This window comes from Methylibium sp. T29 (assembly GCF_000576205.1).
Lineage (GTDB): Bacteria > Pseudomonadota > Gammaproteobacteria > Burkholderiales > Burkholderiaceae_C > Methylibium > Methylibium petroleiphilum.
The window spans coordinates 15,469-28,606 of sequence record NZ_AZND01000002.1 but is presented as its reverse complement, the minus strand read 5'-3'; the positions used below and the strand labels follow the sequence as shown (position 1 = coordinate 28,606).

The window sequence follows — 13,138 nt, the reverse complement described above, 5'->3', positions numbered from 1 at the left end:
ACTCACAAGGCGGTGGTCACGCGGCGAGCAACTGCCTCAGCACGAAGGGCAGGATGCCGCCGTGCTTGTAGTAGTCCACCTCGATCGGCGTGTCGATGCGCAGCGTGACGATCACGGTCTTCTTCTCACCGGTGGGCGTGGTGATCACCAGCGTGGCGTCCGATTGCGGCTTCATGTCGGCATCGACCACCACGTCCACCACCTCGTCACCGATCAGTCCCAGCGTGCTCCATGAGTCGCTGCCCTTGAACTGCAGCGGCAGTACGCCCATGCCGACCAGGTTGCTGCGGTGGATGCGCTCGAAGCTCTTCGCCACCACGGCCTTGATGCCCAGCAGCTGCGTGCCCTTGGCGGCCCAGTCGCGCGACGAGCCGGTGCCGTACTCCTCGCCGCCGAAGATCACCGTGGGTACGCCGGCGGCGATGTACTGCATGGCGGCGTCGTAGATCGCGAGCTTGCGGCCCTTGTCCGCACCGTCGAGCTGGAAGAGGGTGTAGCCACCTTCCTCGCGCGCGCCGTCGTCCTTGGGCGGCAGCATCAGGTTCTTGATGCGCACGTTGGCGAAGGTGCCGCGCATCATCACCTCGTGGTTGCCGCGGCGCGAGCCGTAGCTGTTGAAGTCGGCCTTCAGCACACCGTGCTCTAGCAGGTACTTGCCGGCCGGCGTGGTGTCCTTGAAGGAGCCGGCCGGCGAGATGTGGTCGGTGGTGATCGAGTCGCCGAACAGGCCCATGATGCGTGCGCCCTTCACGCCGGCGTCCGCCACGGCCGGCTCCATGGTGAAGTCCTGGAAGAACGGCGGCTCGGCGATGTAGGTGCTCTTGGGCCAGGTGTAGACATGGCCCTTCACGCCCTTGATCTGTTCCCACAGCTTGCCGGGATCGCTCTTGACCTTGTCGTAATTCTTCTTGAACGCCTTGCCGTCCATCGCGAACTTCATCAGCTTGTAGATCTCGTCGCTGGTGGGCCAGATGTCGCCCAGGTAGACCGGCTTGCCGCCCTTGCCGGTGCCCACCGGTTCCGTCATCAGGTCCCTGCTCACGGTGCCGGCGATCGCATAGGCCACCACCAGCGGCGGGCTGGCCAGGAAGTTGGCCTTCAGGTTCGGGTGGATGCGGGCCTCGAAGTTGCGGTTGCCCGACAGCACGGCGGCGCACACCAGGTCGTTCTTCGTGATCGCCTCGTTGATCTCGGGCGTCAGGTCGCCGGCATTGCCGATGCAGGTGGTGCAGCCGTAGCCAGCGACGAAGAAGCCCAGCTTCTCCAGGTAGGGCAGCAGGCCGGCCTTCTCCAGGTACTCGGTGACGATGCGCGAGCCCGGCGCGAGCGAGGTCTTCACGTGCTTCTTCACCTTCAGCCCGGCCTCGACCGCCTTCTTCGCCAGCAGCCCGGCGGCCAGCAGCACGCCCGGATTGCTGGTGTTGGTGCAGGAGGTGATGGCGGCGATCAGCACGTCGCCGTTCCGGATTTCCAGGCCGTCGCTGGTGGCAAAGGCCTGCCCCAGCTTCTCAGCCGGCTGGTTGAAGCCGTTCTCCGCCGGCGGCTTGCTGAACAGCGAGCCGAACTGCGACTTCACGTGGCCGAGTTCGATGCGATCCTGCGGCCGCTTCGGGCCCGACAGCGACGGCGCCACTGTGCCCAGGTCGAGCTTCACGACCGCGCTGTAGTCGATGTCGCCGGCCTCGGGCACGCCGAACAGCTTCTGCGCCTTGAAGTAGGCCTCGAAGGCCTCGATCTCGGCCTTGCTGCGGCCGGTGCCCTGGAAATAGTCGATGGTCTTCTCGTCGACCGGGAAGAAGCCCATCGTGGCGCCATACTCGGGCGCCATGTTGCCGATCGTGGCGCGGTCGGGCAGGGCGAGGGTGCGGGTGCCTTCGCCGAAGAACTCGACGAACTTGCCCACCACCTTGGCCTTGCGCAGGATCTCGGTGACCGTCAGCACCAGGTCGGTGGCCGTCACGCCCTCGCGCAGTTGGCCGGTGAGCTCGAAGCCCACCACGTCGGGTGTCAGGAAGTAGACCGGCTGGCCCAGCATGCCGGCCTCGGCCTCGATGCCACCCACGCCCCAGCCGACCACGCCGATGCCGTTGATCATCGTGGTGTGGCTGTCGGTGCCCACCAATGTGTCGGGGTAGAAGATGCCGCCCTGGGTCTTGTGCACGCCGCGCGCAAGGTACTCGAGGTTCACCTGGTGCACGATGCCGAAGCCGGGTGGCACGACGCCGAAGGTGTCGAAGGCGTCCATGCCCCATTTCATGAACTGGTAGCGCTCGCGATTGCGGCTGAATTCCAGCTTCATGTTCAGGTCCAGCGCCTTGGCCGACCCGAAGTGGTCGATCATCACCGAGTGGTCGACCACCAGGTCCACCGGCACCAGCGGCTCGATCGCCTTGGGGTTCTTGCCCATCTTCGCGGCCACGTTGCGCATCGCGGCCAGGTCGGCCAGCAGCGGCACGCCGGTGAAGTCCTGCAGCACCACGCGCGCGACGACGAAGGGGATCTCGTCGCTGCGCTCGACGGTCGGCCGCCAGTTCGCGAGCTGCTCCACGTGCTCCTTCGTGACCTTCTTGCCGTCGCAGTTGCGCAGCACGCTCTCCAGCACGATGCGCACCGACACCGGCAGGCGCGCCACGTTCGGGAAGGTCTTCGCCAGCTCGGGTAGCGAGTAGAACCGGCCCTCCTTGCCGGAGGCGGTCTTGAAGCTCTTCAGGGTCTTCGGGAAGGCGTGCGGGCTCGTGGCGGGCATGGTCGACCTCGGTGTGGGTTGGGGTTGAAAACGATTATGCGGTTTGCATGCCAACACCACATGACATCGCGGCACCTAGGTCGACGCACCCTTGCGAGGGCCGGTGCGCACCCCCGTGATCCGCTCCAGTGGGGAGGATCCCACGATGGCCATGCGACCGAACAATCGCCGCGGGCCATCGAAGGGCAGGAGGCGATCGTGCAGGGGATGTCGAGGCGTGATGTGGTGGGGCGTGCGCTGGCCTTGGCCGCGGCCGCTGGGGTCCGGGTCGCCGGTGCCGCAGCGGTGCGACGATCCGGCGACGGTGCGGCCGCGCCGTCGATGCTGCTGGCGCGTGAGGCCGCGGCCGGCCAGTCTCCGGTCGGCTACCGGGTCAGCGAGAAGCTCGACGGCGTACGGGCGCAATGGGACGGACGCGAGCTGCGGTTTCGTGGTGGCGGCGTGGTGCCGGCGCCGAGCTGGTTCACGGCCGGCTTGCCGGCCGTGGCGCTGGACGGCGAGCTGTGGCTTGGCCGCGGCCGTTTCGAGGCGCTCACGGCGATCGTGCGGGACCGGCAGCCCGACGATGCCGGATGGCGGCAGGTGCGCTACGGTGTGTTCGAGCTGCCGGGAGCGCCCGGCCCGTTCACCGAGCGGGCAGCGCGGATGGCTCAACTGGTCAGTCAAACGGGGCACGGGCCGCTGATGGCAGTGGAGCAATGGGAACTGCTCGATGCCGCAGCCCTGCAGGCCCGACTGGCCAGCGTGGTGGCGCAGGGCGGCGAAGGCTGATGCTGCACCGGGCCGACGCCCCCTACGTCACCGGCCGCAGCGAAGTGCTGCTGAAGCTCAAGCCGCTGCAGGACGGCGAGGCAGTCGTCGTCGGGCACGTCGCGGGGAAGGGCCGCTTTGTCGGGCAGTTGGGCGCCTTGCGCGTGCGCACGCCGCAGGGACGGGAGTTCGCGCTCGGCACGGGCTTCAGCGATGCACAGCGGGCTTCACCGCCTCCGCAGGGCACGGTGGTCACCTACACCTACCGCGGCACCACGGCGCGCGGCCTGCCGCGCTTCGCCAGCTTCCTGCGGGTGGCCGGGCCTTGACGCCGGTCCCGGCCACGGCTTGAGGTATGTTGCGGGCGATGAGCGAACACAGCTTCTACTGGCACGACTACGAAACCTTCGGGCGCTGGCCGCGGCGCGACCGGCCGGCGCAGTTCGCTGGCGTGCGCACCGACGCCGAGCTCAACGAGATCGGTCCGCCGCTGATGCACTACTGCCAGCCCGCGCCCGATTTCCTGCCCGACCCCGAATCGTGCCTGCTGACCGGCATCCTGCCGCAGACCTGCCTCGAGCAGGGCCTGCCGGAACATGCTTTTGCTGCCACCATCGAGCGCGAGCTGGCGGCGCCGGGCACGGTGGGCGTGGGTTACAACACCATCCGCTTCGACGACGAGGTGACGCGCCATCTGTTCTGGCGCAACCTGATGGACCCCTATGCCCGAGAATGGCAGAACGGCTGCGGGCGCTGGGACCTGCTAGACGTGGTGCGCTGCACCTATGCGCTGCGGCCCGAGGGCATCGAATGGCCGCGCCACGAGGACGGCCGAGCCTCGTTCAAGCTCGAGCACCTGACGGCGGCCAATGGCCTGGCACATGAGGCGGCACACGACGCGCTGTCGGACGTGCGTGCCACCATCGGCCTGGCGCGGCTGATCCGCCGGCACCAGCCCCGCCTGTGGGACTTCTGCTTCCGGCTGCACCGCAAGGACGCGGTGATGGCGGAGATCGGTGCCGGTGCGCGGAGGCCCTTCCTGCACATCTCCGGCATGTACCCGGCCGAGCGGGGTTGCCTCGCCGCGGTGTGGCCGCTCGGCGCTCACCCGACCAACAAGAACGAACTGATCGTCTGGGATCTGGCAGCCGACCCCAGCGAACTCTACGGACTCGATGCCGCCGCGATCCGCCAGCGCCTGTTCACCAAGGCCGAAGATCTGCCGGAGGGCACGACGCGCCTGCCGATCAAGAGCATCCACATCAACAAGTCGCCGATCGTCATCGGCAACCTCAAGACGCTGAGCCCGGCGATGGCCGAGCGCTGGGGCTACGACGCCGCCCGGGTGCAGCGTCACGCCGACATCGCCCTGGCGCACGACGCGCTGCCACGCGCGCTGTGGGCCGACGTGTTCGCGCGGCCCGCGCCCGAGCAGGCACCCGACGTCGACGAAGACCTGTATGGCGGCTTCGTCTCCAATGCCGACCGGCGCACGCTCGAGCGGCTGCGTGGGCTGCCGCCGGAAGGGCTGGCGGGCCAGCGCCCGTCGTTCGAGGACGGGCGCCTGGAGGAACTGCTGTTCCGTTACCGGGCGCGCAACTTTCCGGACACGCTCGATGCCGAGGAGCGGGCCCAGTGGGAGCAGCATCGCGCCGAGCGGCTGCACCTGGGCGTCGGCGGCGGCAGCAGCCTGGCGGCCTTCTTCGAACGCATCGACGCGCTCAGCGAGTCGGCCGACGAGCGGGGCCAGGACATCCTGGGCGCGCTCTACGACTACGCCGAGCAGATCGCGCCGCCGGCCCCCTGACGCCCGTGCGCGGAAGCGAACGATGAAGATCGGCGTGATGGGCGCGGGGGCCGTGGGCTGCTACTACGGCGGCATGCTGGCGCGTGCCGGCCACGAGCTGGTGCTGGTTGGCCGACCGACCCATGTCGAGGCGCTGCAGCAGCGCGGCCTGCGCTTGCAGACGGCGGCCTTCGACGTCGAACTGCCGGTGCGCGCCAGCACCGAGGCGGCGGCGCTGATCGACGCGGCGCTGGTGCTGTTCTGCGTCAAGTCGACCGACACCGAGGCGGCCGGCCTCGAGCTGCGTGACCACCTGGCGCCGGACGCGCTGGTGCTGAGCCTGCAGAACGGCGTCGACAACGCCGAACGGCTGCAGGCACTGGTCGGTGTGCCGGTGTGGCCTGCGGTGGTCTACGTCGCCGCCGAGATGGCCGGTCCCGGCCACGTGAAGCACAACGGCCGCGGTGAACTGGTGATCGGACCGACCGGCGTGCACGGCACACCGGGCACGCTGGAGGCCGCCGGCCTGCTGGCGCTGCTGGGCGATGCCGGCGTGCCGGCCGAGACCGGGGACAACGTGGCCGGCGTGCTGTGGGCCAAGCTGGTGCTCAACTGCGCCTACAACGCGCTGTCGGCGTTGACGAACCTGCCTACGGCCCGCTGGTCGCGCGCGAAGGCATCGCCCGCGTCATGGATGACCTGGTGGCCGAGTGCCTGGCCGTGGCTGCTGCCGATGGCGTTCGGATCCCGGGCGAGGTGCCGGCGTCGGTGCGCCGCATCGCGCAGACCATGCCGGCGCAGTTCTCGTCGACCGCGCAGGACCTGCGCCGCGGGCGCCGCAGCGAGATCGATCACCTCAACGGCTACGTCGTGCGGCGCGGCGAGGCCACCGGCACGCCAACGCCGGTGAACCGCTGCCTGCACGCGCTGGTGAAGGCCCTGGAAGCGCCGCCCGCCTGATGCGCGTTCCCTGGCGTCCGCTGCACGCGCTGCCGCTGCATGTCGTCAATGGCATCGGCGTCGCACTCGGCATCTGCCTGATCCAGGCGCTGGTGTCGGCGCTGGCCGGCAGCGCGCCGGCGCTGTGGGCGGTCAGCGGCGCGGTCTGCGTCAGCCTGGCCGACTTGCCCGTGGTGCCGCGGCGCAGCTGGCTCAGGGTGTCGCTGGCGGCGTTCAGCACCTGCGTCGTGACGGCGTTCGTCGTCGCGCTGCGCCTGCATCCGGTGGCGCTCGGCGGCGTGGTGGCGCTGGTGGCCTTCGCTTCCGCGATGACGCTGGCCTGGGGCCTGCGCGCCGGTCCGGTGTCGTTCGTCGGCATCCTCGCGATCGTGTTCGCGATGGCGTCGCCGCCTGTGTCGGGCGCGGCTGCGGTGTTCGCGCACACCGCCTGGACGGCGCTCGGCGCGGCGTTGTACATGGCCTGGGCGATGTTCTGCTCGGTGATGCTGCAGCGCCGCTATCGAGCGCTGGCCCTGGCTGGCGTGCTGGAGGGGCTGTCCGCCTTGCTGCGGGCGCGCGCCGCATTGCTCGTGCCTTCATCGCCGCAGGTGCGCGGCAGTGACTCGGCCGCCGACCGGCTGCGAACGTGGATCCGCGACGAGACGGCACTCAACGACCGGGTGCAGGCGGCGCGCGATCTGATCTTCGAGCGGCCGGACCGCGATACCGAAACGCGGACCTTCGCCGGCCTGCTGGTCACCGCCGTCGATCTGCGCGACACCCTGCTGGCCAGTGAGCTCGATCTGGGCCTGCTGGGTGACGATGCGCTGGCGGCTGCGGTGCGCCAGCGGCTCGCCGCCAATCTGGAGGCGCAGGCGGCCGCGCTCGATGCGATGCAGGGCGCGCTGCGCTACGACGACCCGGTGGAGGCTGCGCACGACAGCGACGACCGCCCGCTGCACGCCTGGGTGGCCGGTGTCTCGATCCCGGCGGGCGACCGGCGTGAACACCTGCTGCCGGCGCTGGCCGATCGCGCGCAGCACATGATCGACGACCTGCGGCAGATGCGCGCGCTGTTGCGCGGAGAGCTGTTGCCGCTGCGTTTGACGCAGGAAGAATTGAGCCTGTTCGTGTCGGTCGAGGGCTGGCCGCTCGCTGCGCTGAAACCACACACCAGCGGGAGATCGCCGGTGCTTCGGCACGCCGTGCGATCGGCCGTCGCGCTCGGGGCGGCCTACTTCATCGGCGAGGCGCTGCCCTGGGCCTCGCACCCGCACTGGCTGGTGCTGAGCGTCGCGGTCGTGCTGCGCGGCAATCTGGAGCAGACGCTCGAGCGGCGCAACGCGCGGCTCGGCGGCACGGTGCTCGGCTGTCTGCTGGTACTCGGGCTGGCGCAACTGCACTGGAGCGGCGTGGCCTCGGTGGCCTTCCTGCTGGCGGTCGCGGCCGCGCATGCCTTCGTCAACGTGCGCTATCTGGTCACGGCGATCGCTGCCACCGTGATGGCCCTGCTGCAGGCTCACTTGGCCGATCCGGCCGCCGGCTTCGCAGTGGCCGAGCGCCTGGCCGATACCGCACTTGGCGCCGGGCTGGCCTGGGCGTTCTGCTACGTCCTGCCGTCGTGGGAGCGCAGCAGCCTCACGCGCGCGCTCGACCGGCTGCTGAACAGCCTGAACGCGCTGGCCATCGAGGTGCTGACCTGGCCCGAGCCCGGGCGCAGCCGCGCGCGGCTGGGTCTGGCGCGTCGCGAGGCCTATGAGTCCCTCGCCGGGCTGGCCGCGATGGCACAGCGAAGCAGCGTCGAGCCGGAACGCGTGCGGGTGCCTTTGCAGGCCATCACCGACGCACTGACCCACGGACAGGAAATGCTCGGCCACCTGGCCGCGATGCGGCAGATGCTCACCCGCCGGGTCGACGCGCTCGATCGCGAGCCGGCCGAGGCGGTGCTGCGTCGCGCCGCCGCGGCGGTGCACGCCTGCCTCGCGCCGGGCCCGACTTCGGCTGCCGCCACGCCGGCCGAAGTCGCACCGGAGCGCTGCCGTCCTTCGAACTGCCGGCCCAGTCGGCAGGGGCGGCGCTGTTGCCGTGGTTCGAACGCCGCTCGCAGATGGTGGTACGGGCCGCTCATGGCGTGGCCGCCGCGGTGCAACGGCTGCGCGCGCACGCGCAACGGCGGGCCTGAAAGGAAAACGGCCCGCAGGAACTGCGGGCCGTGGCCTCGAGCGGTGTCGCCGGTGATCAGGCGGTGACTTCCTTCGCGACGCTCGCGTACTCGTCGATCTGGTCGAAGTTCATGTAGCGGTACACGCTGTCGGCGTCCTTGTTGATGATGCCCATCGCCTCGTGGTACTCGGCCACGGTCGGAATCTTTCCGAGCTTCGAGGCGATCGCCGCCAGTTCGGCCGAGGCCAGGAACACGTTGGTGTTCTTGCCCAGGCGGTTCGGGAAGTTGCGGGTGCTGGTGGAGACGACGGTCGCGCCTTCACGCACCTGGGCCTGGTTGCCCATGCAGAGGCTGCAACCGGGCATCTCGGTGCGGGCACCGGCGGCGCCGAAGTTGGCGTAGTGGCCTTCCTTGATCAGCTCGCTCTCGTCCATCTTGGTCGGCGGGGCGACCCACAGCTTGACCGGGATGTCGCGCTGGCCGCCCAGCAGCTTGGCGGCGGCGCGGAAGTGGCCGATGTTGGTCATGCACGAGCCGATGAAGGCCTCGTCGATCTTGGTGCCGGCGACCTCGGACATGAACTTGGCGTCGTCCGGGTCGTTGGGGCAGCAGACGATCGGTTCCTTGATGTCGGCCAGATCGATCTCGATCACGGCGGCGTACTCGGCATTCTTGTCGGCCTCGAGCAACTGCGGATTGGCCAGCCAGGCCTCGACCTTCTCGATGCGGCGCTGCAGGGTGCGGGCGTCTGCATAGCCGTCGGCGATCATGTTCTTCATCAGCACCACGTTGCTGGTGAGGTATTCCTTGATCGGCGCCGGGTTGAGCTTGATGGTGCAGCCGGCGGCCGAACGCTCGGCCGAGGCGTCGCTCAGCTCGAAGGCCTGTTCCACCTTCAGGTCCGGCAGGCCCTCGATTTCCAGCACGCGGCCGGAGAACACGTTCTTCTTGCCGGCCTTGGCGACCGTCAGCAGGCCGGCCTTGATCGCGTAGAGCGGGATCGCATGCACCAGGTCACGCAGCGTCACGCCCGGCTGCATCTGGCCCTTGAAGCGCACCAGCACCGATTCGGGCATGTCCAGCGGCATCACGCCGGTGGCCGCGCCGAAGGCGACCAGGCCCGAGCCTGCGGGGAAGCTGATGCCGATGGGGAAGCGCGTATGGCTGTCGCCGCCGGTGCCCACGGTGTCGGGCAGCAGGAGGCGGTTGAGCCAGCTGTGGATCACGCCGTCGCCCGGGCGCAGCGCCACGCCGCCGCGGTTGCTGATGAAGGCAGGCAGCTCGCGGTGCGTCTTCACGTCCACGGGCTTCGGGTAGGCCGCGGTGTGGCAGAAGCTCTGCATCACCAGGTCGGCGCTGAAGCCCAGGCAGGCCAGGTCCTTCAGTTCGTCGCGCGTCATCGGGCCGGTGGTGTCCTGGCTGCCGACGGTGGTCATCTTGGGCTCGCAGTAGGTGCCCGGGCGCACGCCCTGGCCCTCGGGCAGGCCGACCGCGCGGCCGACCATCTTCTGCGCCAGCGTGAAACCGGCCTGGGTCGCGGCCGGGGCCTTGGGCAGGCGGAAGAGCGTCGAGGCGGGCAGGCCGAGAAACTCGCGCGCCTTGCCGGTGAGGCTGCGGCCGATGATCAGGTTGATGCGGCCGCCGGCGCGCACCTCGTCGAACAGCACCTCGTTCTTCAGCTTGAACTCGACGACGGTGGCGCCGTTCTTCTGGATCTTGCCCTCGTACGGCAGGATGTCGACCACGTCGCCCATCTCGAGCTTGGATACGTCCACTTCGATCGGCAGCGAGCCCGAGTCTTCCTGGGTGTTGAAGAAGATCGGCGCGATCTTGCCGCCCAGCGTGACGCCGCCGAAGCGCTTGTTCGGCACGAAGGGGATGTCCTGGCCGGTGGCCCAGATCACGCTGTTGGTCGCGCTCTTGCGCGACGAGCCGGTGCCGACCACGTCGCCGACGTAGGCGACCAGATGGCCCTTCTTCTTCAGGTCGTCGATGAACTGCATCGGTCCGCGCTTGCCATCCTCCTCGGGCTTGAAGGCCGCGCCTTCGCGCGTGTTCTTCAGCATCGCCAGGTAGTGCAGCGGGATGTCCGGGCGGCTCCAGGCGTCCGGCGCCGGCGACAGGTCGTCGGTGTTGGTCTCGCCCGGCACCTTGAAGACGGTGACGGTGATCTTCTTGTCGACCTCGGGGCGCGAAGTGAACCACTCGGCATCGGCCCAGCTCTGGATCACTTCCTTGGCCTTGGCGTTGCCGGCCTTGGCCTTCTCGGCCACGTCGTGGAAGAAGTCGAACATCAGCAGCGTCTTCTTCAGGCCTTCGGCCGCGACGGCGGCCACGTCGGCGTCGTCGAGCAGGTCGATCAGGGGCTTGACGTTGTAGCCACCCACCATCGTGCCCAGCAATTCGGTGGCCTTGGCCTTGGAGATCAGCGCGACCGCGAGATCGCCGTGCGCCACGGCGGCCAGGAACGAGGCCTTGACCTTGGCGGCGTCGTCGACTCCCGGCGGGACGCGGTGTGTCAGCAGGTCGAGCAGGAAGGACTCTTCGCCGGCCGGCGGGCTCTTGATCAGCTCGATCAGTTCGGCCACCTGCTTCGCTTCGAGCGGGAGCGGCGGGATGCCGAGCGCGGCGCGTTCGGCGGCATGTTGGCGATAGGCTTGCAGCATGGTGGACTCCGGGGACGGTAGGAGGAGGGCGGGGGACGAAAGCGAAGGGACCCTGTCAGGCGGCGCGCGGCACGATGACTTTCAGGCCTTTGAAGTAGAGGCGGAAGAACTCGGCATCTCGGGTGATCAGGCCGTTGCACTGAAGCAAGGCGTGGGCCCCGACGATGAAGTCGGGCACGTTGCGCTGGCGGGCACCTCCGCGCGAGCGGTAGCGACGCTGCATCTCGCCGGCGCGCACCGCGGATTTCTGCTCGACCGCGCTGTAGACGATGCCCATGTCCTCGAGCACCTGCACGGCGCGATCGCCTTCCTCGAGCGAGCTGCAGACCTCTGCGATGACGACATCGCAGACGGCGACCGGCCCGCGCGACAGCGCGTCGCGCAGCGCGGCCTCGGCCGTGTCGGCCTCGGGGCTCTCGCTGAGGAGTTCGATCAGGACGGAGGAATCGATCGCGATCATCGACGGCGGGGCGCTCAGCGATCGACGGGATCGCCGGGGGCCCGACCGCGCACCGCGCGCAGGGCCTCGTCGACCGAGGTGAAGCCGTCGAGCTTGAACTTGCCGCGAGCGCGAGAGATGGCGTCGTCGACGTTCTTGCGCAGGATGATGCGGCCGCCGTCGAGCTCGACCTTCAGCTGCGTGCCCTTGACCAGCCCGAGGGCGTCACGCACGGCCTTGGGCAGAGTGATCTGCCCGCGCTCGGCAACGGTGGCTTCCATGCTGGCTCCCGTGAATCTGCGTCGATCGGTATGTATGAAGTATACATACCTGAATCCGCATATTCAACCCGGGAGCGGACGCCGGCGCCGGCCAGGGCCAGCGCGGCGGGGGTCAATCGGCGTCTCAGCGCGCCGCGGCGGTGACGGCCGCGACCGCGGCGCGCTGCTCCGCGAGGGTGCAGCCATCGACCATGCGCTGGCCGATCTTCTGGTTCATCATCATCGACTTCACGGGGATCTGCAGCCACACGACGCCGCTGCGTCTGTCCTCGAGCCGGACGGCGCCGGTGGTGGTTTCCTGCGGCGTCATCACATAGGCCGCCTTGTTGAACACGACCTCGAAGTGGCCCGGCTTGTTCTGCACCGGGGTCACGCTGACAGTCTGGTTGAACTCGCACTGCGCGGTGCCGGTCAGCACGCGGTTGGAGATTGCCAACTGGTTGTCGCTGATCGTCTCGGTCACTTCCGTTGCGAGAGCCAGGCCCTTGGCTTCGGACTTCAGTTCCTTGCGCGACTGCGACACCGGCTTCTTGGCCGGGGCCGGCTTCGCGGCGGGAGCGGTCTGCGCCTGCGCCAGGGCGGCGCCGCCGGTGGTCATCAGGCCGGCGACCAGCAGCGACAGGGCCAGGGGGGTGATGCGGCTCATCGGTTCTCCAAGCGGGTATGAAAGTCTTGATTGTCGAACCTGCGGCCGTCAGTTTCGTTGCAAGTTGCATCAGGGTGCGCCGCGGGCGCCCTGCGTCGGACGGGCGGCCGAGCCGCAGGGTGGCCGACGGCACGAGAGCGCGCAAGCTTTTGGTGCGTTGTCCGGCGAGGCCGGACGTGCGCGAGATCACGACGCCGAGGGTCGGGGAGGCCGCGCGGCATATCCGGTTGTGCTAGGGAGCATTCGCGGGTCCCGCCTGCCCGGCCGGCACCTCGGCGTGACGCCGTGTCGCCGGCCGATCGGCGGTTCTTTCGACTGGTTGCAGGCTGTGGGTCGGCAGCGACAGGCGATGCGGCGCGCGTCGTGACATCGAGCCGGTTCAGCCGCCGGATTCGTCGGACGGGGGCATGCAGCGTGCCGCAGCCTGCTCGATCACGAGGTCCGAGCGGGCGTGTGCGACGCAGGGCAGGATGATGCCGGCGGCTTTCTCGTCGGCACTGAGCCCCGGCCATTCGATGCGGTATGCCACCTCGCCGTGGCGCGATTCGCACAGGCAGGCCCGGCAGGTGCCGTTGCGGCAGGAACTGGGCAGGCGGATGCCGGCGCGCTGCGCGGCGACGAGCAAGGGCACCGACGCGGGTGCGGCGAAGACCCAGCCCGCCGGTTGCACCGTCACCGTATGGATCGCCGTGTCGTCGCTCGTCATGCGGCTGACTCTAGC

10 protein-coding genes and 1 pseudogene are annotated in these 13,138 nt (G+C 69.3%); 5 read left to right on the top strand and 6 right to left on the bottom strand.

Translation table 11 applies throughout. The annotated features are described in order from the left end of the window. Positions 1 to 16: 16 nt before the first annotated feature. Positions 17 to 2,746 carry an aconitate hydratase AcnA gene (gene acnA, locus x551_RS00600; protein ID WP_011828957.1) on the bottom strand — a complete coding sequence of 910 codons (2,730 nt, stop codon included), beginning with the start codon at positions 2,744 to 2,746 and terminating at the stop codon, positions 17 to 19. Positions 2,747 to 2,944: 198 nt separating this feature from the next. Between acnA and x551_RS28045 the strand changes: the two genes are divergently transcribed. From x551_RS28045 to x551_RS00580, 5 genes and pseudogenes are all read left to right on the top strand, one after another. After that, a complete protein-coding gene (locus x551_RS28045) occupies positions 2,945 to 3,517 on the top strand; it encodes a hypothetical protein (protein ID WP_343252094.1) in 573 nt (190 codons plus the stop codon). Next, entirely contained in the window at positions 3,517 to 3,825 is a 309-nt protein-coding gene (locus tag x551_RS28040) for a hypothetical protein (protein ID WP_343252093.1), read from the top strand. Before x551_RS28045 ends, x551_RS28040 begins: the two co-directional genes overlap by 1 nt. A 38-nt stretch (positions 3,826 to 3,863) precedes the next feature. After that, the gene (gene sbcB, locus x551_RS00590) at positions 3,864 to 5,303 is read left to right on the top strand and encodes an exodeoxyribonuclease I (RefSeq protein WP_036228742.1); all 1,440 of its coding nucleotides are present in this window, start codon (positions 3,864 to 3,866) and stop codon (positions 5,301 to 5,303) included. Between the two features lie 22 nt (positions 5,304 to 5,325). Further along, positions 5,326 to 6,242 (top strand): annotated as a pseudogene (locus tag x551_RS00585) (2-dehydropantoate 2-reductase). After that, positions 6,242 to 8,470: an FUSC family membrane protein gene (locus tag x551_RS00580; protein WP_036247274.1), complete on the top strand. Its 2,229-nt coding sequence runs from the start codon at positions 6,242 to 6,244 to the stop codon at positions 8,468 to 8,470. Before x551_RS00585 ends, x551_RS00580 begins: the two are co-directional and overlap by 1 nt. Here the strand turns inward: x551_RS00580 and acnB are convergent. The 5 genes from acnB to x551_RS00555 form a co-directional block, all read right to left on the bottom strand. Continuing rightward, positions 8,460 to 11,051 carry a bifunctional aconitate hydratase 2/2-methylisocitrate dehydratase gene (gene acnB / locus x551_RS00575; RefSeq protein WP_036228630.1) on the bottom strand — a complete coding sequence of 864 codons (2,592 nt, stop codon included), beginning with the start codon at positions 11,049 to 11,051 and terminating at the stop codon, positions 8,460 to 8,462. The two genes, x551_RS00580 and acnB, sit on opposite strands and share 11 nt — an antisense overlap. A 55-nt stretch (positions 11,052 to 11,106) precedes the next feature. Then, complete coding sequence (locus x551_RS00570; protein WP_011828963.1) at positions 11,107 to 11,511, bottom strand: type II toxin-antitoxin system VapC family toxin; 405 nt, start codon at positions 11,509 to 11,511, stop codon at positions 11,107 to 11,109. Between the two features lie 14 nt (positions 11,512 to 11,525). Continuing rightward, positions 11,526 to 11,771 (bottom strand): AbrB/MazE/SpoVT family DNA-binding domain-containing protein, encoded by a 246-nt coding sequence (locus x551_RS00565; RefSeq protein ID WP_011828964.1) that lies wholly within the window; start codon positions 11,769 to 11,771, stop codon positions 11,526 to 11,528. Positions 11,772 to 11,895: 124 nt separating this feature from the next. Then, positions 11,896 to 12,417: a hypothetical protein gene (locus x551_RS00560; protein WP_011828965.1), complete on the bottom strand. Its 522-nt coding sequence runs from the start codon at positions 12,415 to 12,417 to the stop codon at positions 11,896 to 11,898. Positions 12,418 to 12,796: 379 nt separating this feature from the next. Then, positions 12,797 to 13,123 (bottom strand): 2Fe-2S iron-sulfur cluster-binding protein, encoded by a 327-nt coding sequence (locus tag x551_RS00555; protein ID WP_011828967.1) that lies wholly within the window; start codon positions 13,121 to 13,123, stop codon positions 12,797 to 12,799. Positions 13,124 to 13,138: the final 15 nt, after the last annotated feature.

Coding starts and splice junctions, on each gene's coding strand:
- acnA (WP_011828957.1), bottom strand. CDS start 2,746: ATGCCCGCCACGAGCCCGCACGCCTTCCCGAAGACCCTGAAGAGCTTC.
- x551_RS28040 (WP_343252093.1), top strand. CDS start 3,517: ATGCTGCACCGGGCCGACGCCCCCTACGTCACCGGCCGCAGCGAAGTG.
- sbcB (WP_036228742.1), top strand. CDS start 3,864: ATGAGCGAACACAGCTTCTACTGGCACGACTACGAAACCTTCGGGCGC.
- x551_RS00580 (WP_036247274.1), top strand. CDS start 6,242: ATGCGCGTTCCCTGGCGTCCGCTGCACGCGCTGCCGCTGCATGTCGTC.
- acnB (WP_036228630.1), bottom strand. CDS start 11,051: ATGCTGCAAGCCTATCGCCAACATGCCGCCGAACGCGCCGCGCTCGGC.
- x551_RS00570 (WP_011828963.1), bottom strand. CDS start 11,511: ATGATCGCGATCGATTCCTCCGTCCTGATCGAACTCCTCAGCGAGAGC.
- x551_RS00565 (WP_011828964.1), bottom strand. CDS start 11,771: ATGGAAGCCACCGTTGCCGAGCGCGGGCAGATCACTCTGCCCAAGGCC.
- x551_RS00560 (WP_011828965.1), bottom strand. CDS start 12,417: ATGAGCCGCATCACCCCCCTGGCCCTGTCGCTGCTGGTCGCCGGCCTG.
- x551_RS00555 (WP_011828967.1), bottom strand. CDS start 13,123: ATGACGAGCGACGACACGGCGATCCATACGGTGACGGTGCAACCGGCG.